This window comes from Rhodococcus sp. P3_B8 (assembly GCF_056402775.1).
Genome location: NZ_JBFUGT010000118.1, coordinates 1 through 19,092 on the forward strand (window position 1 = coordinate 1; position 19,092 = coordinate 19,092).

Below are 19,092 nucleotides of genomic sequence, written 5' to 3' on the forward strand. Positions count from 1 at the left end.
ACCGCGGGGTCGCGGCGGAGACGGTCGAGTACCGCCGCGTCCCCGGAGTGGCCCTCGTCGAACAGCAGTGCGGTGTAGTCACCGCGGGATTCGTTCACGAGACGCTCCGCATCGGCCGGACGACGTTTCCTCCCGTCCCCGTCGCGGTGTCCGCCGACGGCGTCGAGCGGGACGTCGTGAGTAACAGTTGGGCCAACTGCACGGATTCGGCGCGGCCCCTGCGCCTACTCCGATCCCACCACATCAGCCGCGTCTCGTAGCGGTCATCGGGGTAAGGCACAGGAGCAATATGGTCGGCCACCACCCCGCCGGAGGACCGCCACGTGTCCAGAACGTGGGCCGCCGCGGTTGCGAGCATGAACTGGACGTCGAGCAGATCCATCGAATAGGTGGCGAATCGGCCCAGTGCGCCGACGAGTTCACCCCGCCGGCCGGCGCTGTCCGACACCCACGCGCCCTTCGCCTCCAACACGCCGAACGGCAACCGGTCCTCGATCATCCGGCGGACGGCGGGAGCTCCGGGATGGGTGCCCCATTCCGTGATCGCATGCGCCTGATCTGCGGAAAGATAGGGTCCCTGGATTCGGACGCCCGCCGCGACGGAGCCCTGCGGCTCGATCGCGACAACGAACATTGCAGTGGTGTCGCCGTCCTGTATCCGGCGGTATTCGAGGGCCTTCTCGGCGCCGTACTTGCGATAGCCGGTCACGGCACCCTCGAGATATGCTTCCCACAGCGCCGGCTCGTCGGAGGGCCGGGCCACGACGAAGCGACACTCCGACCGGGGATCCCAGACACTCAGAGTTCGGTCGAGTATGGTCTCGGTCGACCGTACGTCGGTCTGCGGACGCGTCAGCTGTTCAACAGGCATTGGCTTTCCCATCGGAGTTGGTGCGGCAATTCCGGGGGACTCACGGGTTACGTTAAGACCCCAAGAACTGGACACACGAACACCCGGTCACAGCCCCGCGGCTACTCATTTTCCGCGTTTACTCCGGATTTGTCACCTGTGGTGCCGAAAATAGGCACTAAAACAAACTTCAGGTCGGTACTCAACGCGCCTGAATTACGTCAGGGAAATGAACAACTCGACGTTGTTCGGAGGACGGAAGACCTCTACCTCTTCCGCGTAAGCGCGCTCGATGCGCCCCTCCTTCTCGGCCACCTCGGCCTGGATCCACACATCTTCGATGGGGTCGGACGTCCGCCCGTCGGGTGTGAACTTCGCGAAATAACCGGCCGGGACCCGCACCAGCACGTCGCCGATCTCGAGGTGGTCGAGGTCGATGCAGCGATACCCGATCACGGCCGTCCATCCCAGCTCCGGGACCGCGACGTAGACGGTGGTGAGTTCCTCGACGCCGCGCAGCTGGACGCGCTCGCGGGTGAACTTCAACAGGTCGGTCGCATGCGCCGACGAACCCAACTCCATGCGCGGGAGAACGAGGCCACCGAAATCAGTCGACTCACGCTTGACAATTTCGAAACTCATTGCTGCCCCTGCCTGGTGGCGGGTGGCACTATCGCCACATAGAGATCGATCCCGAAAGCATGCGGGTAGAACTCGAAATCGCCGGTGAAGGACCGTTGAATCTGCTGTGACTCCTCCGCGTCTCGAATCTGCCCCCAGAGGGCGTCGAAGAGATCAGGGAATGTGCCGACCGAGGAGAACTTCGCATAGGTGCCCACAGGAATCCGCGATACCAGGTGCCCGCGCCCTACCTGATCTATCGAGGAGCACTCGTACCCCACGATTTGCGTGTAATACGAATTGATCTCGGGAGCGTGGTCAACGTAGGCAGAGGCCAACGGGCGATCCACATTCTGCGCGAGGAGGGTGGACCACGTCTTCTCGAGAGCCTTGTCGCGCGCTTCCCCCAGCGCCCGCTTGGGGCTGCGCACAGCCAGTCCAGCGACTAACGTCTCTTCACGTTCGACAATGACGAACGGCACCGGGCACCCCTCCGATGTCATCGGAACATATGGCCTACAACGACAATTTATGTTCGGCCTCCTGCATTTTGGAGGTCGAATTTTCACAATACATCGTCGGGTATCCACCGTCTGCGTCATTGGTCCCCGAAGCCGCCAGCCTCCTCTTCGCGGCTACAAATTACTCCACTGTCTGGACTAATTCGATAAATTTCGAAAATGGTTTTGCACGCATCTAACATACCCAAAGTTGGTTTTGAGCCTTGAACGGTGACATGAAGTGTGGTTTATTGAGTGGATCGACGACCCGTGGTGTGACATACCTGACAGGAACGTCATGACCTCCCCGGGGTGAAGGGAGACTGCAGTGCGCTGCCGACTGTGCGACTCCGACCGGATGCGGAGCATCCTGGACCTGGGCGCGACCCCGCCTTGTGAACTCTTCCTGACCGAAGCCGCGTTGGACACTGCGGAAGTAACCTATCCACTGCACCTGCGGCTGTGCGAAGACTGTTTGCTCCTGCAGATTCCTGCACTGATCACGCCGGAAGACACCTTCACCGACTACGCCTACTATTCCTCCTTCTCGGACTCCTGGGTCGAGCACGCGCGGAGGTTCGTCGCCTCGGCCGCGGACAGACTCGGCCTCGACGACACTTCGTCGGTCGTGGAGGTGGCGAGCAACGACGGCTACCTGCTGCAACACTGCGTCGCCGCCGGAATCCGCTGTCTCGGAATCGAACCGTCGCACAACGTCGGTGCGGCTGCGCGTGAGCGCGGGGTTCCCACTCTCACCGCGTTCCTGGACGAGGACCTCGCCGCCCGTGTTCGAGCGGAGCACGGCCCCGCGGAACTCGTGGTCGCGAACAACGTCTACGCGCACGTCCCGGACCTTCTCGGATTCACTCGCTCTCTCCGCACCCTCGTCGCAGACGACGGCTGGCTGAGCATCGAGGTTCACCACGCCTTGAATCTGGTCCACCTCGCGCAGTTCGACACGATTTATCACGAGCACTTCCAGTACTACACCGTACTGTCCGCGACCCGCGCGCTCGCGACGGCGGGCCTCACCGTCGTCGATGTGGAACTGCTGGATACACACGGGGGATCGATACGGATCTGGGCGCGTCCCAGCGCCGTCGGCCGGGAGCCGACTCGCCGCGTCGCCGAGGTGCTGCACCGGGAGAAGGCGGCCGGCCTGCACGACGTCGACGGCTACCTCGGACTCGAGCCTCGGGTGAGGGCTGTACGACAGCAGTTGCTCGGGTTCCTCCTGGACTGCCGGACCGAGAACCGGACGGTCGTCGGCTACGGCGCTCCGGGTAAGGGGAACACGCTGTTGAACTACTGCGGAATTCGTCCGGACCTACTCGAATATACGGTCGATCGGAATCCCTACAAGCACGGTCGTTTCACGCCCGGCACCCGGATTCCGATCCTCGACCCGAAGCAGATCGAGAAGGATCGCCCGGACGTCGTCCTCGCGTTGCCCTGGAATCTCGAGGCAGAACTGACCGAACAACTGCGATACATCACAGAGTGGGGCGGGGAACTGGTCTTTCCACTCCCCTCCCTACACAGCGCTGGTTTCCAGCCGGACCTCGTGTCAAGGAGGCTCACGACATGAAAGTTGTCCTGTTCTGCGGCGGCTACGGCATGCGCATGCGAAACGACCGCAGCGACGCAATCCCCAAGCCGATGCAGATGGTCGGCCCCCGACCCCTGCTGTGGCACGTGATGCACTACTACGCCCACTTCGGGCACACGGAGTTCATCCTCTGCCTCGGGTACGGCGCCGAGGCAATCAAAGAGTTCTTCCTCGACTACCGCGAAGCGGAGTCCAACGACTTCATCCTTCACGCCAACAAGATCGAGCTTCTGCATTCCGACATCAGCGACTGGTCCATCACGTTCGTCGATACGGGTCTGGAATCGGCGATCGGTGAACGACTGCGCCGCGTGCGACGGCACCTCGACGGCGACGAATACTTTCTCGCGAACTACGCAGACGTCCTGACCGACGCTCCCCTCGACGACGTGGTCGCGAAGTTCCACGAATCCGGTGCCGCGGCGTCGATGCTCGTCGTTCCGCCGCAGTCCTCGTTCCACTGCGTGAACGTGGCCGATAACGGCGAGGTCAAGGAGATCATACCGGTCGGTCGGCTACCGATCTGGGAGAACGGTGGCTACTTCGTCCTCAGCCACGAGATCTTCGACCTTCTCCCACCGGGCGGCGATCTGGTAGCGGATGTCTGCGAAACCCTGGCGGGCGAGGGCCGCCTGTTCGGATACCGGCACGAGGGCTTCTGGAAGCCTGCCGACACCTTCAAGGAGCGGGCGGAACTCGACGCGAATTACGCAAAGGGCATCCATCCGTGGATGGTGTGGGATCAACCGCAGGCGGTGTCATAGGTCATGCTCGACCTCCATACCCCGCAGGTAGCCGAGATCGCCGTTCTCGGCGCACACTGTGACGACATCGCGATCGGCGTCGGCGGGACGCTGCTGACTCTGTCGTCCACTTCGCCAGGACTCCGAGTGCGTGCCCTGGTGCTGTCGGGCAACGACTCCAGGCGAGAGATCGAGGAACGGCACGCGCTCACCGCACTGTGCCCCGGTGCCGACCTCGAACTCGACGTCCTCGACGTTCCTGACGGGCACGCGCCCGGATACTGGGAGCCGATCAAGACTGCACTCGAGGGATTCCGGCGACGATGTGAGCCCGACATCGTGTTCGCTCCACACCGCGGGGATGCCCACCAGGATCACCGGCTACTGGCCGAACTCGTACCGACAGTGTTTCGGGACCATCTCGTGCTGGGCTACGAGATCCTCAAATGGGAGACCGACACCCCCCACCCCACTGTCTTCCATCCTCTGATACGAGCGGTCGCGGAGGAAAAGGCCCGGGTTCTGTTGAAGCACTACCCGTCCCAGATCGACCGCGATTGGTTCGACGAAGAAGCGTTCCTCGGCGTCACCCGGCTGCGGGGTGTGCAGTGCAGGCGGCTGCACGCCGAGGCCTTCGTTCTCGAGAAGGCGAACATACGATTCGGAAGGACCTGACATGCGAGTGCTCCTCACCGGACACCGTGGCTACCTGGGCTCGGTCATGGCTCCGTGTCTGCTCGCCGCCGGCCACGACGTGGTCGGGCTCGACTCGGGACTGTTCGCCGGCTGCATCCTCGGACCCGACAGTGCCGAGGTTCCGTCGATTCACGGAGACATCCGCGATGTGACGGCGTCACATCTCGTCGGCTTCGACGCGGTGATCCATCTTGCCGCGCTGTCGAACGATCCACTGGGTTCACTGGCCCCCGAGATCACCTTCGACATCAACCATCACGCGTCCGTGCACCTCGCCCGGCTCGCGAAAGACGCCGGTGTGCAACGCTTCCTGTATGCATCGACATGCTCGGTGTACGGCTCGGCGGGCGAGGATCTGGTGACCGAATCGGCACCCCTCCGCCCGCTCACCCCGTACGCGGAGAGCAAGGTGCGCGTAGAGGAGGACGTGACCGCCATCGCCGACTCGGGGTTCTCGCCGGTCTTTCTGCGAAACGCGACCGCGTTCGGGTTCTCGCCATGTCTGCGCGCCGACATCGTCCTCAACAATCTCGTCGGCGTCGCGATGCTGACCGGCACCGTGCGTGTGTTGTCGGACGGCACGCCGTGGCGCCCACTGGTGCACGCCCGCGACATCGCAGCTGCATTCTGCGCCGCACTCGTCGCGCCCGTGGACGCGATTCACTGCCGCGCCTACAACGTGGGGACCGAGGACAACAACGTCACCGTGGCGCAGATCGCGGAAGCCGCGGCCACGGCAGTGCCGAACTCGACCGTCGACGTCACCGGTGAGACAGGACCGGATCCGCGGTCGTATCGCGTCGACTTCAGCGCGATCCGGACGGCATTCGAGGGATACACCCCGCAGTGGACCGTCGACGCGGGCGCGGTCGAACTGTACGAGAACTACGTGCGCTGGGGGCTCACGGAAGAGCTGTTCACCACCCGGTTCACCCGGCTTGCTCACCTGCAGACCCTGCGGGCCGCGGGCGTGCTCGACGAATCACTCCGGTTTCTCCGGGTCGGGTCCGGACATGCCTGACGCCTGCGACTCGCGGTCCTCACAGAGACCGCAGCAGAGCGTCCCAGCTCCCCGCCGAGGCATCGCGTGGGCTCACCGCGGACACTGGGAGCGGCCACTCGATCCCAAGGCTGGGATCGTCATAGGCCACGGCGAGATCCTCAGTGGGATCGTGGCCGCGGTCGATCCGGTAACAGACGTCGGCGCAGCCGGTGAGGGCCTGGAAACCGTGGAGGAATCCTGCTGGCACGAACAGATGCGAGAAGCTGTCGTCATCGATTGTGAACGCCTGCTTCCGGCCGAAGGTTGCCGACGTCCGCCGTACATCCACGAGCACGTCGTAGATCGCTCCGTGCGCGCAGCGCACGAGCTTGGCTTCGCCTTCCCCCGATCTGCAGTGCATGCCGCGGATCACGCCGCGCACCGATCGCGACTGGGAGTCCTGCACGAAGTCCGCGGCGCGGACCGGTCGGCGCGGGGACGCTCGGCGCGCGACGGCGTCGTCGAATATGTGTGCGTCGAACGTCCGCGTGAAGAGTCCCCGCTCGTCCCGAAACGGCTCGGGAGTGAAGAGCAGGACATCCTCGAGTTCCGTGGTTTCCACGCGCACATCACCATCGTGCCGCACCGCGGTAGGCGGGTGCGGCGTTTCCGGAAGTCCGGACGGCCACGATGATCTGCCGCGGATGCGCCGGTTCCGACACGGTCCGTGTGCTCGATCTCGGGCGTATGCCCGCCGCGGACCACTTCCCGCCGGCGTGGTCGGCGATCGACTCGCGCGAGTCGGCGCATCCGCTGGCAATGGAGCTGTGCCGACAGTGCGGACTCGCGCAACTCGCGGACGACGACACAACGCCGGAGGAGCCGCRGGGAGTCGAACCTCTCGCGTTGCGGAACCAGGCTGCCGACGCCGTTCGGACGGTCGCCGAGTCGGGCTTCCTGAGCGGCGACACCGTCCTCGAGTTCGGCAGCCCGCACGGCGGCAGCTGGCTCGGACTGCTCGCCGACCGCGGGTTCCGCCCGCCGCCCCCGGGGAGACCTGCATCGGTGGTGCTCGATTGCTTCGGCCTCATGCACGAAGGACGCCAGAGGGCGGCACTGGCGGAACGAGTGAGCACAACGGCAAGTGATGGCACCCTTCTTCTCCAATTCCACTCTCTCGCTGCAATAGTCACGCACAGACAATGGAACGCGCTGCGGCACGGCCACTACGCGTACTACTCCCTGACGGCCCTACAGCGTATGCTCGGCGACGTCGGCATGAGCATTTCGTACGCGTGGGAGTTCGACTTGTACGGTGGCACCGTCCTGGTTGCCGCCCGGCACGGCGTCCGGTCGGACACGTCGCACACCGTCCGCAGAATCCTCGCGGCTGAAAACGCCATGGGTGTGTGCAAGCCGCGATCGATCCGCCACCTGCAGCAGGCCGCGGACGACCACGTCAGCTCGCTGCGTACCTGGCTCGCCGCGATGGCAGGTCGCGGGCAACGCGTCTACGCATACGGTGCGGCGTCGCGGGCAGTTGCCCTGCTCAGCCGTGCGGGCGTCGACCGACGTGTGTTGTGCGCGGTGGCCGACGCGTCCCGCGCCAAGCAGGGCCGGCGGATGCCCGGCACCGATGTCCCGATCATCTCCCCCGCGCAGCTGCTCGCAGACGACCCCGACGTGGTGCTGCTGACGGTCGCCGACCTGCTCCCGGAGGTGCAATCGCAGTTTCCAGGGTTGACCGGCAAATGGGTGGTGGACATCACCGACGGGGAACGTCAGCAGCCTGGATGGAACAAGCTCCGCACATACCCTGCCGTCTGATAGCCGCTCTGCCACACCCAGTCGGCGGCAGAGATGTCCGCCGGGCTGGCCGCCATCATGACGTCCCCGCCGAAGCAGCGCTGAATAATGTACCGAGCCCGTGACACGTGCGGTGTGAACGTGACCACGATGACGCTGTTCCATCCGCCGGCCGTCGCGAGATCGCTAAATGCCTTCGCTTCCCCGGCGGTGGTCGCGGGGTCGGGATCGAAGCAGACGACCGCAAACGCGAACTGAGCTCCGCACAGTCGATCGAGCCACTCGTCGGATCCACCACTCGGATCGGACAGCACCACATGCCCGGCGAGTCCCTCGAGGGCGAGGTCGAGTCCATAGGTATAGCGCTCGTGGCCGGGACCACCGAGAACCAGGATCGCATCGGCTCGGTGGAGCTCGTCGAGTTGCGGCTCGACATATGTCGGCACACCTGCTGCCGTCGCGCCGAGGACCGCGGCAACCACGCAGATGAACGGCCAGCGCAACCATCGAGCTGTACTGCGCACCTAGCGTTCCCCTCCCACGACGCGGCCGGCGATCGTGTGGACGGCCGCCCGTATCTCCGCGAAGGCGGATGGTGCGATCAACCGAAGGGACAGGAGGTAGGCGATCAGGAACGCAACACACTCCAGGGCTATTGACGCGAGTCCCACCGCGATCGACCGCTGGTCCGAGTGCACCACGTACCGTTCGAGTGGCGCGATCACCGCGAACGCAGCCAGCGAGGCGATCACTGGTGGGACCATCACCCGGGCTATCTCACCACCCGATGCCCCGATCACCGAGCGCGCGAGTCCGAGCCCCGTGATCCCCACGACGATCGCCGCGCCGGAAACCGCGAGACCGACCCCGGCGAGACCGAGAGGTAACAACAGCAGCAGTAAGGGGACTCCGGTGAGCAGGCCCGCTGCGGTCATCCAATTCATGCGGCTGGATCGGCCGGCGCCCTTCATCGCCTCCGCGCTCACCGAGTTCATCGCCACGCCGAGTCCGATGCCCGCCATTGATGACACCGCCACTCCGGCGCCGCGCCAGGGCTCGCCGAGCAGCACCACGACGGCGGGCTCACCGACTGCGACCATCAGTGCCCCGGCCGGCATCGCCACCCGCCAGATCCAACTCAGAGCACGCAGGAAAGCGTCCTTGAAGCGCCGCGAGTCCGAGGAGATGCGGGAGAAGGCGGGAAACAGCACATACGAGCAGACCTGGACGATCGCCATGCCGGGGAGCAACGCGATCCTGCGGCCATACCGATAGTTGCCGAGCGCAGCCTCGCTCAGCCCGCGACCGATGATCGTCAACTCGACGACCTCCTGTGCCCGTGCGGCTGCGCCGTCCAGTAGTAGCGGAAAGGAGAAGACCGCCATCTCGCGCCAGATCCGAAACGAGAACCGCCCACCGAACGGATGCCATCGGGACAGCCACCAACTCGCGACGATCCAGACGAACATCGACGCATACGAGCCGATCACCAGGGACCAGACGCCGTACCCCAGCGCGGCGAAGACTATCGAACCCGCCGCAAAGGTGAGCCCCACGGCGGGATCCACGATGATCCGGCGCTTGAACTGAAATCGACGCTGCATCAGGGCATCCGGGACGCACGTGATCGCGATCAAGAACATCGAACCGGACATGGCAGCGGCCACCGTCCCGACCGCCTGGCTGCTGAACACGCGCCCGATCAAGGGGGACACCGCCAACATGACCAGGCTCATGAGGATCCCCGTACCCAGGGTCACCCAGAACACCGTGGTGGCCGCATTCTCGACGTCGTGCTCACGCTGAACGAGTGCCTGGGCCAACGTGCCGTGGGTGACGACCACCAGAAAGGTCGTCATCACCGTACCCGCCGCGAACACCCCGACGATCTCGGGGCTCAGCAGCCGTGCCAGCACCAACGTCTGCACGAACGTCACACCCTGCACGATCAGCAGACCCGCCGCGGCCATCGCGGCTCCGCGGCGGAGGATGCTGCTCAGTGTGCCGACCGAGGTGGTCCCGGGCGACGGTGCAGGTCCCGAGTCACCACACTCCGGGGCGCGCTCGGGCGTCGACGAATCCACTGCGCCGCCTTCGTTCACGGCCGACTCACAGCCTCGGTGCGCCGACCGATCATGTGTCCGAGGGCAACGGTGACCCTTTGCTTGACCGGATGCAGCCTGCGCATCGTGTCGGGAAAGAGCGATAACGAGCACGTCACCAAGGCGGCACGGAGTGTGTGCCGCTGCGCGAACGCCGCTTTCGCCTCGACACGCGCCACGGCCAGGTTCCCTTCGAGCAGCGACCGTCGGGCCCGTCGCATCGCCTGGTGGTACCGCAACCGCCGTAAATTGCGCCGTAGCGCGTCCAGGTCCTCGGCCCGGCTCGTGGAGTGGGCCACCGTCTGGAACGACCGTTGAATGCGCCAATCGAACGCCTCGACCCCGGCGGGGTCGCGCGATACCGAGTCCTTCCGGACACGGCAGCGCGCGAGGCGCTCAGGGAGCATTCGCACATCGAATCCGGAATCGACGAGCCTCAGCCACATGACCACGTCCGCCTCGACTTCCTGTGTCGCGTGCTCGTACCCACCCACAGCGATCCACGCCTCGCGCCGAACCGCGCCCGTGTAGTAGGGGATGAATCCCGCGAGCATCTCGGTCAGCGCCAGAGGCTGCCCCGGATCCGGTCGCGCCCTGAATCCGATCGAGCGTAGGTATCCCTTGGCTGCGCCACCGTGATCGTCGAACAGCAGGGCGTCACAACCGACCGCGTCGACAGCCCGGTCGGCGGCGAGTACCGCCCCCGTCCGCGCGCAGAAGTCCGGCATCAGCAGATCGTCGCTGTCGAGCACGCAGAAGTACTGTCCGCGCGCCAGGGCGGCGGCAGCCGTCACACCGCCCTCGTATCCACGATTCTCCTGTCTTACCAGCCTGATTCGGCTGTCGGATGCGAAGGAACGGACTATCGCCGCGATCTCGTCGGAGCATCCGTTGTCGACGACGATCAACTCCCAGTCGGTACGGGTCTGGCGGTGCACCGACTCGATCGTCTGCGCCAGATACTCCTCCGTCCGGTAGGCGGTGGTCAGAAAGCTGAAGGTAGGGAGGGGGCGCGAGTCGCTCACCGTCACCACCCCAAGCCCACATAACCTTCGCGCCGGCGCCGCTCCTCGGCGCCTGGGAGCCGGACGAGGTCGACAACCGTGTGCTGCGCGCCCGCCCGGTTGACCGCCGCCACCACTGCGGGCTCCCTGGACCCCGCGATGAGCACCTCTGCGTGATCGAGGACGGCGTCGACGTCATCGGTGAGAACCTCACYGATGTGCGGCAGCAGTTCCTCGATGAAGTCGCGGTTCGCGCCCAACAACCTGGACAGTGCGACGTTGGCATCACAGATCTTGACGTCGTAACCCTTGCCGATGAGTCGCTCGGCCAACTCGACCATCGGGCTCTCACGCAGATCGTCGGTGCCGGGCTTGAACGACAGACCGAAGATGCCGATCCTCCGCTTACCCAACGCGATCACCTGGTCCACTGCCCGCCGCAGGTGCATCTCGTTCGACACCAGCACGTTCGCCAGCACCGGCACTTCGACGTCGTGGATTCGAGCAGTGTGCATCAGCGCGCGCACGTCCTTCGGGAGACACGAGCCGCCGAAAGCGAATCCCGGACGCAGATAGGCGGCACTGAGATTCAGTTTCGTGTCGGCGAGGAAGATGTCCATCACGGCGTGTGAGTCGAGCCCCAGAGATGCGCAGATGGCTCCGATTTCGTTGCCGAACCCCACTTTCAGGGCATGGAAACTGTTGTCGACATACTTGACCATCTCGGCGACGGGGATCGGTACGCGGAACCGCGGTCCACCGAGCCCGTCGTACAGACTTGTCACCAGCTTCCCGCTGCGCTCGTCACTTTCCCCCACCACCGTCTTGGGCGGATTGAGGAAGTCGCGCACACTGCTGCCTTCGCGCAGGAACTCCGGGTTGACGCAGACGCCGAAGTCGACACCCACACGCTTGCCCGAGGCACGTTCCAGACGCGGGATGAGTATCTCCTCGCAGGTACCCGGCACCATGGTGCTGCGATAGACGACGACGTGGAAGCTGTCCTTGGTCGCCAGCGCGGCGCCGATCTCGTCGGTCGCACGCTCGAGATAGCGGGTGGCCAGGCCTCCCCCCGGTGCGGACGGGGTGCCGACACAGACGATCGTGACGTCGCTCGCGAGGACGGCGGCGGCGGGGTCGTCGCTGACGGTGAGCAGGCCGGATTCCACCACCTCCGCGATCAGTTGGCCGATCCGCTCCTCGAACACCGGGGTCTGGCCCCGGCGCAGGAAATCGATCTTCGAGGGATTGACGTCCACCCCGACCACGGGGAAACCCCGGGACGCCAGGCACGCCGCCGACACACATCCGACGTAGCCTAGCCCGAAGACGCTCAGGGCTATCCGCCGCGCGGATGGACGCATATGCAATTCGGTCGCGCTCATGACAACCGCCCAACCAGTAGAGGTCTAGAAGTTTTCTAATGGGACCTATTCCATACTACGTCCCCGTTTTTCGTCGTGGTTCCAATCGCATGGTTGATTTCAAGCCGGTTTTCCGAGCTCCCCTCGCGCCAACTCGCGATGAGACATCCATCGCGAACCCCGACGGTGAGGTCTTCAGCCCACGCCATGCGTTCGTCCAGCGGGTTGAGCACAGTTGCGACCACAACCGGTACGTCGCCCGTGCAGTACCCACCGACCAACCATGCCGGCTCTCTCGATTCCAGCCGACGCGACCACCACCCGAGACCGAGCTGGGCGTCACCTCGTACCTCGTACCGGATCAACTCACTGCTGGCGCTGTGGACCAGCTGGAGAATCGGCTCCCCATCGCGGCTGGCAAGGTGACCCCCCTCGAGCGGTGTGACGTCCAGCGAGGGCGACAGCGGCCACGACGTGCGTACCTCGTGACGGCCTCGGCCCGCGATGAGATCGACGACGAGGATGCTGCCCCGATCCGGCGGCGCGATGAGCCACCTCCGATGCACCACCGGCTGCGAGAGCCGACTGTAGCCACCGTGTTCGGCATCGACGACACAGCGCTCGAGGTCGACCGACCGCACCCGAACCCGGGCGTGCTCCGTCCACAGAAAAGGCCCCCCGACGACCGACTGGTCCAGGCCGTCGACACATACGGTGGCATGAGCGCGAGTACCCCGATGAGCAGCGCGCCAGTCGGGGTGCCGGTAGTAGCTGCCGGTGCCGGGGTCGCCGATCACGTCGTCGCCGTCGATGCTCAGCGTCACCGCGAGGGCGTCGGCGTGCCCGTGTGCAGCGAGCGAGAGGTAACCGAGCGGCCCGACGTCGACAGTCAGCCGGCGCGGGCCCGCGCGCAGCACGACGAGACCGCCGTGCGGGGCGTAGAAGCTACGAGGACCAGGTTCGGGGAAGGACTCCACCCCGGAAACCGGTTCTGTGCGAGCGTAGTTCAACCAGGCCGCCGACAGCGTCGAGCGGCCCACCCGACGTGCCGCCGTGTTGCGGGTCACCGCGCCCACCGTGCCGAGGTGATCTCGGGCTGTGCGCACCGGCTCCGCGCCGAGCCGGAGCGCGAAGCCCTCGTCGTCGTCGCCGTAGTGCGGCTCCGGGTCACGATCACCGACGAGTGCTGCGATGAAGTCCGCGCTCCGATCGACGGCCGCGATCAACTCCGGGGGTGGTCGACCGTCACGAAGCGTCAGCAACGCCGCCACGGTGAGAAGCAGTTCCGACGTGAAGATCTGGTATCCCATTGCCTGCTCGGCGCCTGCACCATCGGGCAGGATCTGCCGCCCGGCCTCGGCCGACAATACGCGGATCGCGTCCTTCTCCCACGACTCGGCACGGGCCAGGTCCGGCAGAAGAATTGACACTGTGGCCAGGCCTGCCATTTCCCCTACCAGGTGGTTGTTCGCCGAGCTGAACCGTGAACGCTCGTCCCAGCAGCGACGGGCAGACTCGGCGAGCACGCGGACGACGGCCCGAAACCGCGCGGTCGTCAACTCCGGCGAATCCCGCAGACCCTGGAGTGCCACCGCGATCGAGATCGAGCGAACCCCCGCCTCGAAGGCACCGCGCCATCCGATGCCGATGCCCGGCGGATTCTGCTCGATCCACGAGTCGAGATGACGAAACGCCGCGTCCCCGAATCGCTCCTCACCAGTGAACAACCACGCTTCGGCGAGCCAGGTCAGATGTTGGAGTCTATTGAGCTCCCAGATCCACTTCGGATCACCATCCGCGGTGCGGTGGTCGATTCTGGATGCGGGCACGACAGGCCAGCCGACTTTCGAATGCGGGTCGTAGTGCCAGTCGATCGGCTCCGGCAGCGTCACTTCCGGGTAACCGAAGTAGGCGAATCGCCCACCGGCCACGCGCTCGGCAGCCGCGATCACCTGCTCGACCCCGGCCGGATGTTCCCGCGCGATGACGGCCGCCCGGCCGCGGTCCAGCAGTGCGGGCCGATCGGCGCATTCCCGGAATCTCGCCAACGCGGTTTCCCAGTCCGCCTCCGGCGTTCCGAACAGGTCTGCGTCACTCGTCGCACCGCGCCCGCCATGCGGAAGCAGGCTCCGACCCGCTCGACTCGCACGCCATGCCACCTCGCGCGGGCTCATCGACTGCAATCGCCGCACGTGCCACAAGAGTTGACTCACGGCGCCCTCCATGCGGATACGAGAACCTCATCCGGCAGGTGACAAGATGCCGTCGAGCGTGTCAAGCTGACTCGGTGCCCGGCACTCTCGCCACCCGGCGTTTCAGCCTCCTCCGGTTCGCCCTGACGACGGTCGTTACGGCCGTTGGACTGATCGCTGCCTGCGCTACGTCCGTGGACGACCGTCCCGCGCCCGCGCCCGGCGATCCCCACTCCCTGACGTTCCCCAGGACCGCAACGTATTTCCTGAATCAGCAGGATCTTCCGCCCGTCGAGGAGCTCGCTCGATACGACGTGGTGGTCATCGACAACGAGTGGGCGAACCGGAAGCCGCACGAATACTTCGACGAGCTCCGTCACGCCAATCCGCGCCTCCGGTTGCTCGCCTACGTGAACGTGGTCGACCATCCCGATCAACTCGGAACGGAGGCGTACTGGGCCAACCGATACGCGCTGTGGCAGTTCGACGAGAACGGCGAAAGTGCGTTCCCGGAACCATGGCTGGCGCACACGACGGACGGCACGCCGGTCAGCGAGTGGCCGGAGTCGACGATGACCAACCTCACGGACCAGGCGCCGCGGATCAACGGTCAGATCTTTGCCGAGTATGCCGCGAACTGGGTGGTGGACGACGTCTGGTCCGCGGGGGTGTGGGACGGCGTCTTCCTCGACGTCTGGGGCGACCGAATCTACAGTGCGGATCGAGATCACTGGGACATCGACTCCGATGGAACCGACGAGCCGGACGATTCGATCTACGGGTTCGGAAACCCCTGGGAACGGGGCGTGAACCTGGCCGAACAGATCATCCGGCAACGAATTCCGGACGCGATCCTGATCGCGAACGGCGACCRGACACTGCTGACGCAACAACTGGACGGCCGGGCGTGGGAAAAATTCGCAGACCCGCGCGCCGCCCGGAATCCCATGTTCGACATCGAGCAGTATGTCAGCCTGACCGCCGATGGCGAACACCGCCGGCCCGGCCTCGCGATGACGATCGACAAGTTGGGTGCCGCACCGCATTCGGCGCAGGAATTCCAGCGTGCCCGGTACTTCCTGGCGGCGACGTTGCTCCAGAACGGATTCTGGGCGCCGATGGGCGCCGACTACGACGAGCCGGCCTACTTCGACGAGATGGACGGTGGCGGACTCGGCCCGGGGTACCTCGGGCATCCACTGGTGGCCGACCCGTCGCCGGCTGTCCTCAACGATCCGTACGCCGACGGGGTCGGGTCGCTGGGCCACGGCCTCTTCCGTCGCGACTTCGAGCACGGAACCGTCCTGCTGAACACCGACGGCAAACCGCGAGAAGTGCAACTCGAGAAGCCCTTTCGGCGACTTCAGGGCGTCCAGGATCCGAGCACCAACAACGGAGACACCGTCACGTCGGTGACCCTCCAACCGAGCGACGGTCTCGTGCTCTCGAGCGAGAACCCATGACCGCATTCGGTCGTTCATCGCCTCACGCGCTCGGCCGCGAAGAGCCGCGCGTAGAAGTCCGTGAGTGCCCGGCGCGACGTCTCCCACGACAACTGCTGCTCGACACGTGCCCGGCCCAGTTGGCCCATTCTGTGACGTTTCTGCGGGTCCCGTAGCAGCTCGTCGATCCCCGCTGCGAAGGCTGCCTCGTCGTTGGCCGGGGCGTAGACGGCGGACTCCCCCGCCGACACTCTCGACTCGACGAGCTCGAACGAGACGAGTGGGCGACCCATCGCCATGTATTCGACGACCTTGTTCATCGTCGACACATCGTTCAACGGGTTGCGTGGATCCGGTGCGAGACAGACATCTGCGGTCGACAGACATCGCTGCACGAACTCGTCGGGAACCCGGCCGGTGAATTCGACCATGTCTGTGAGTCCGAGCTTCTCGCTGAGGGCCACCATGTCGTCGAAGGCGTCCCCCGCTCCCATGAATATGCAGTGGAGGTCGTCCCGCCCAATGCCGTCCCGCAGGTGAGCCAGGGCCCGTAGCGCATAGTCGACGCCGTCCTGCGGGCCCATCACACCCAAGTACGCTGCGAGATACCGCTTGCCGCGCTTCAGGTTCGGATCGGGATCTCGGCAGACGAACCGACTCAGATCGGGCGCGCTCCGAACGACGGTAACCCGCTCCGGCGGCAGATGCCCGCGCTCGAGGGCAACCCGCAGATAGCTCTCGTTCGTCGAGATCACCGCGTCGGCGGACGCCAGTGTGAGCCGTTCCAGTAGCCTGGTCGCCCAATAGAGGATCGGACCGCCTCGGGGAAACCGAGACAGGAAGAGTTCGGGCACCAGATCGTGGTGATCGAACACGAACTTGGCACCGGCCGGGCGAAGAAGCGCAGCGACGAGGAACAGCAGATCCGGCGGATTGCAGGCGTGGACGGCATCGACCGGATCATCACGCCGCACCCGGAGAGCGAGCCGCGTGGTGTGCCACAACGCCAGACCGTACTCCCGCAGATAGCCCAACGGCCCACCTTCCGCGGCACGAAGGGGATAGCGGAGAATGCGKACCCCGTCCAGCGTGGCGTCCGGCTCGCAGTCCTGGGTGGCCCCCATCGGGCATATCACCGTGACGCGGTAGCCTGCCTCGACCAACGCGCTGCTCTCCTGCCACACCCGGCGGTCGAACGGTACCGAGAGATTCTCCACGAGAATCAGAATGTGCCGACTCATCGCACCTCCACCACTTCCGTGAGCAGGCGCTCGAATCCTCGCGCCGTGTCTTCGATCCGGTACTGCTGTTCCGCCCGTGCACGCCCCGACCGTCCCTGCCGAGTGCACAGTCCCGGGTCCGCGGCCAAGGAAATGAGCCTTTGCGCCATCGCATGTGCATCGCCGACCGGCACCACATAACCCTGTTCACCATCGGTGACCATGTCTCGCAGGCAACCGCAATCGGTGACCACGAGCGGCACGCCCGCGGCCATGGACTCGATCGCGATGATCGGCACACCCTCATGCACGGACGACAGACAGGACACGTCGAGCCCTGGCAGGAGTTGTTGCACGTCCCGCCGCACCCCCATGAACAGCGTGCGGCCCGAGATACCGAGTTCGGTGGCACGAGTGCGTAACTCATCGTCGCGTTCGCCGCCTCCGATCACGACCAGCCGTACCCGGACACCGGACGCCGCCACGGCAGAAATCGCTTCGAAGAGCACCTGGTGCGCCTTCTGACTGCTGAGCCGGCCGACGATACCGACGACGAAGTCCTGCTGGTCGAGACCGAACGCGGCCCTGGCACGCTCACGATCGGTGTCACGCGGCAACGGCGGCAGCACTATCCCGTTCGGARTCACCACCTCGCGCGTGCGTCGCCACGCGAAGCGTCCCACCCCTTCTTCCCGGCGCAGGTACTCGCCCTGTCGCGGGGCGAGCAGGACCAGCGCGTCGGACAGCCACAGCGTCTCCACGGTGGAGCGCGGCAGGCAACGCTTGCCGACCGACGTCAGGTCCATGTCGTGGACCGCCACGATGTTGGCACCTACTCCCGCGATCCGTGCCGCAATTCGCCCCAGCGCCAGCGCCGCTCGATGATGATGAGTAACCAGCACCGCGTCCGTGCGATCACGTCGCAGGCTGCGGATCAACCGCGGCAGGGTTCGAACGTCGTAGCGACCCGAGCGCTCGAGCACTTCGACGTCGAATCCCGCCCTCCGAAACTCCTCGCCGAGCGGCCCAGCCTCGCGCAGACAGATCAGGCGCGGTCGTACCACCCGCGGATCGAGATTGCGGAACAGTTCGAGCATCAGGAGTTCGACACCTCCGACGAACGTCAGGTCCAACACAAGACTGAGCCGGATCGGTCTCGCCCCGCGAGGCGGGCATCGACCCGCCACCTCCTCGAGTGCACGTTCACTCTCGGCGACGCTGGCGCACAGGCTGAACTCGGACTCGACTCGTGTCCGCGCTGCCAGGCCCATTTCCCTGGATTTCTCGCGATCCGTCAGCACTCGCAACAGCTTCTCGGCGAGTGCCGTCGGCGCACGCGGGGGCACGAGAAATCCGGTCACACCCTCCGAAATCATCTCTGGAACACCCCCGACTGCGGTGCAGACCGCCGGCCGGCCTGCGGCCATCGCCTCGAGCAACGCCATCGGAAAACACTCCACGCTGTACGAGCTCAGGACGAAAACGTCCATCACCCCGAGCAGATCCCTTACATCCGGACGCGAACCGGTGAACACCACACGGTCGGCGATGCCCAGCTCACTGGCGAGCCGTTCCAGATCGCCTCGCGTCGGCCCATCGCCGACGACGAGGAACTTCGTATCCGGCAGCTCGTCGATGACCAGCCGTGCGGCGCGCAACAGCGTGGCGTGGTCCTTCTCGGGTCTCAGCGCGGCAAGGATTCCCACCACTCGGTCGCGCGGCCCGATCCCGAACTCCGCGGCGGCGGCACGATCTCCCCTCGGATCGAACTCTGCGGGGTCCACACCGTTGTGGATGATTCGGATCTTGCCCGGCGGGATGTGCAAATCGTCTACCAAATAGGGAACTTGCAACTTCGCCACACCGAAATACGCGCTCGTGACCGGGCCGAGCGCGCGGTCGACGATCCGCCGAAAGACACTCCTCGTGGTGGTCTCACCGCAGTTGTGGACCCATACGAC

At 65.4% G+C, this 19,092-nt stretch carries 17 protein-coding genes; 6 read left to right on the top strand and 11 right to left on the bottom strand.

Annotated elements, in window-relative coordinates; genetic code table 11:
• Positions 1-94 precede the first annotated feature (94 nt).
• The 3 genes from AC1D1G_RS27005 to AC1D1G_RS27015 all read right to left on the bottom strand — a co-directional run bounded on the left by AC1D1G_RS27005 (position 95) and on the right by AC1D1G_RS27015 (position 1,953).
• Positions 95-763 (bottom strand): hypothetical protein, encoded by a 669-nt coding sequence (locus tag AC1D1G_RS27005; RefSeq protein ID WP_477954397.1) that lies wholly within the window; start codon positions 761-763, stop codon positions 95-97.
• A gap of 303 nt (positions 764-1,066) precedes the next feature.
• Positions 1,067-1,492: a hypothetical protein gene (locus tag AC1D1G_RS27010; protein WP_054246042.1), complete on the bottom strand. Its 426-nt coding sequence runs from the start codon at positions 1,490-1,492 to the stop codon at positions 1,067-1,069.
• Entirely contained in the window at positions 1,489-1,953 is a 465-nt protein-coding gene (locus AC1D1G_RS27015) for a GyrI-like domain-containing protein (protein WP_477954398.1), read from the bottom strand. Before AC1D1G_RS27015 ends, AC1D1G_RS27010 begins: the two co-directional genes overlap by 4 nt.
• Positions 1,954-2,299: 346 nt before the next feature.
• Here AC1D1G_RS27015 and AC1D1G_RS27020 point away from each other — a divergent pair, with 346 nt between their 5' ends.
• Genes AC1D1G_RS27020 through AC1D1G_RS27035 form a run of 4 tightly spaced genes read left to right on the top strand, consistent with a single transcriptional unit; the run spans position 2,300 to position 6,040 of the window.
• Entirely contained in the window at positions 2,300-3,559 is a 1,260-nt protein-coding gene (locus AC1D1G_RS27020; protein ID WP_477954400.1) for a methyltransferase domain-containing protein, read from the top strand.
• Positions 3,556-4,344, top strand: coding sequence for a glycosyltransferase family protein (locus AC1D1G_RS27025; RefSeq protein WP_477954401.1), 789 nt, complete (start codon positions 3,556-3,558; stop codon positions 4,342-4,344). Before AC1D1G_RS27020 ends, AC1D1G_RS27025 begins: the two co-directional genes overlap by 4 nt.
• A gap of 3 nt (positions 4,345-4,347) precedes the next feature.
• Positions 4,348-4,998: a PIG-L deacetylase family protein gene (locus AC1D1G_RS27030; RefSeq protein WP_172650272.1), complete on the top strand. Its 651-nt coding sequence runs from the start codon at positions 4,348-4,350 to the stop codon at positions 4,996-4,998.
• 1 nt (position 4,999) lies between these two features.
• Positions 5,000-6,040 carry an NAD-dependent epimerase/dehydratase family protein gene (locus AC1D1G_RS27035; protein WP_477954403.1) on the top strand — a complete coding sequence of 347 codons (1,041 nt, stop codon included), beginning with the start codon at positions 5,000-5,002 and terminating at the stop codon, positions 6,038-6,040.
• Positions 6,041-6,059: 19 nt separating this feature from the next.
• On the opposite strand, the gene AC1D1G_RS27040 is transcribed toward AC1D1G_RS27035, so the two are convergent.
• Positions 6,060-6,629 carry a dTDP-4-dehydrorhamnose 3,5-epimerase family protein gene (locus AC1D1G_RS27040; protein ID WP_477954404.1) on the bottom strand — a complete coding sequence of 190 codons (570 nt, stop codon included), beginning with the start codon at positions 6,627-6,629 and terminating at the stop codon, positions 6,060-6,062.
• Positions 6,630-6,691: 62 nt separating this feature from the next.
• On the opposite strand from AC1D1G_RS27040, the gene AC1D1G_RS27045 reads away from it, so the two are divergent.
• Entirely contained in the window at positions 6,692-7,828 is a 1,137-nt protein-coding gene (locus AC1D1G_RS27045; protein WP_477954405.1) for a class I SAM-dependent methyltransferase, read from the top strand.
• Here AC1D1G_RS27045 and AC1D1G_RS27050 read toward each other — a convergent pair.
• The 5 genes from AC1D1G_RS27050 to AC1D1G_RS27070 are packed head-to-tail and all read right to left on the bottom strand — an operon-like array spanning position 7,783 to position 14,490.
• A complete protein-coding gene (locus AC1D1G_RS27050; RefSeq protein ID WP_477954407.1) occupies positions 7,783-8,331 on the bottom strand; it encodes a YdcF family protein in 549 nt (182 codons plus the stop codon). The two genes, AC1D1G_RS27045 and AC1D1G_RS27050, sit on opposite strands and share 46 nt — an antisense overlap.
• On the bottom strand, positions 8,332-9,891 hold the full coding sequence (locus AC1D1G_RS27055) for an oligosaccharide flippase family protein (RefSeq protein WP_477954409.1): 1,560 nt from the start codon (positions 9,889-9,891) through the stop codon (positions 8,332-8,334).
• A 14-nt stretch (positions 9,892-9,905) separates the two neighbouring features.
• Positions 9,906-10,934, bottom strand: coding sequence for a glycosyltransferase family 2 protein (locus AC1D1G_RS27060; RefSeq protein WP_477954410.1), 1,029 nt, complete (start codon positions 10,932-10,934; stop codon positions 9,906-9,908).
• Between the two features lie 2 nt (positions 10,935-10,936).
• Positions 10,937-12,298 carry a nucleotide sugar dehydrogenase gene (locus AC1D1G_RS27065; RefSeq protein WP_477954412.1) on the bottom strand — a complete coding sequence of 454 codons (1,362 nt, stop codon included), beginning with the start codon at positions 12,296-12,298 and terminating at the stop codon, positions 10,937-10,939.
• A 35-nt stretch (positions 12,299-12,333) separates the two neighbouring features.
• A complete protein-coding gene (locus tag AC1D1G_RS27070) occupies positions 12,334-14,490 on the bottom strand; it encodes a heparinase II/III family protein (protein WP_477954413.1) in 2,157 nt (718 codons plus the stop codon).
• A 74-nt stretch (positions 14,491-14,564) separates the two neighbouring features.
• Here AC1D1G_RS27070 and AC1D1G_RS27075 point away from each other — a divergent pair, with 74 nt between their 5' ends.
• Entirely contained in the window at positions 14,565-15,932 is a 1,368-nt protein-coding gene (locus tag AC1D1G_RS27075; RefSeq protein WP_477954414.1) for a putative glycoside hydrolase, read from the top strand.
• Between the two features lie 14 nt (positions 15,933-15,946).
• Here AC1D1G_RS27075 and AC1D1G_RS27080 read toward each other — a convergent pair whose 3' ends face one another.
• Entirely contained in the window at positions 15,947-17,152 is a 1,206-nt protein-coding gene (locus AC1D1G_RS27080) for a glycosyltransferase family 4 protein (RefSeq protein WP_477954415.1), read from the bottom strand.
• Positions 17,149-19,092: glycosyltransferase (locus AC1D1G_RS27085; protein ID WP_477954416.1), on the bottom strand; the 1,944-nt coding region annotated here is incomplete at its 5' end. The genes AC1D1G_RS27080 and AC1D1G_RS27085, both read right to left, overlap by 4 nt.

What these genes read in the sequence shown, in the direction of transcription:
- AC1D1G_RS27030 (WP_172650272.1), top strand. Translation starts at nt 4,348, where the DNA reads ATGCTCGACCTCCATACCCCGCAGGTAGCCGAGATCGCCGTTCTCGGC.
- AC1D1G_RS27035 (WP_477954403.1), top strand. Translation starts at nt 5,000, where the DNA reads ATGCGAGTGCTCCTCACCGGACACCGTGGCTACCTGGGCTCGGTCATG.
- AC1D1G_RS27010 (WP_054246042.1), bottom strand. Translation starts at nt 1,492, where the DNA reads ATGAGTTTCGAAATTGTCAAGCGTGAGTCGACTGATTTCGGTGGCCTC.
- AC1D1G_RS27025 (WP_477954401.1), top strand. Translation starts at nt 3,556, where the DNA reads ATGAAAGTTGTCCTGTTCTGCGGCGGCTACGGCATGCGCATGCGAAAC.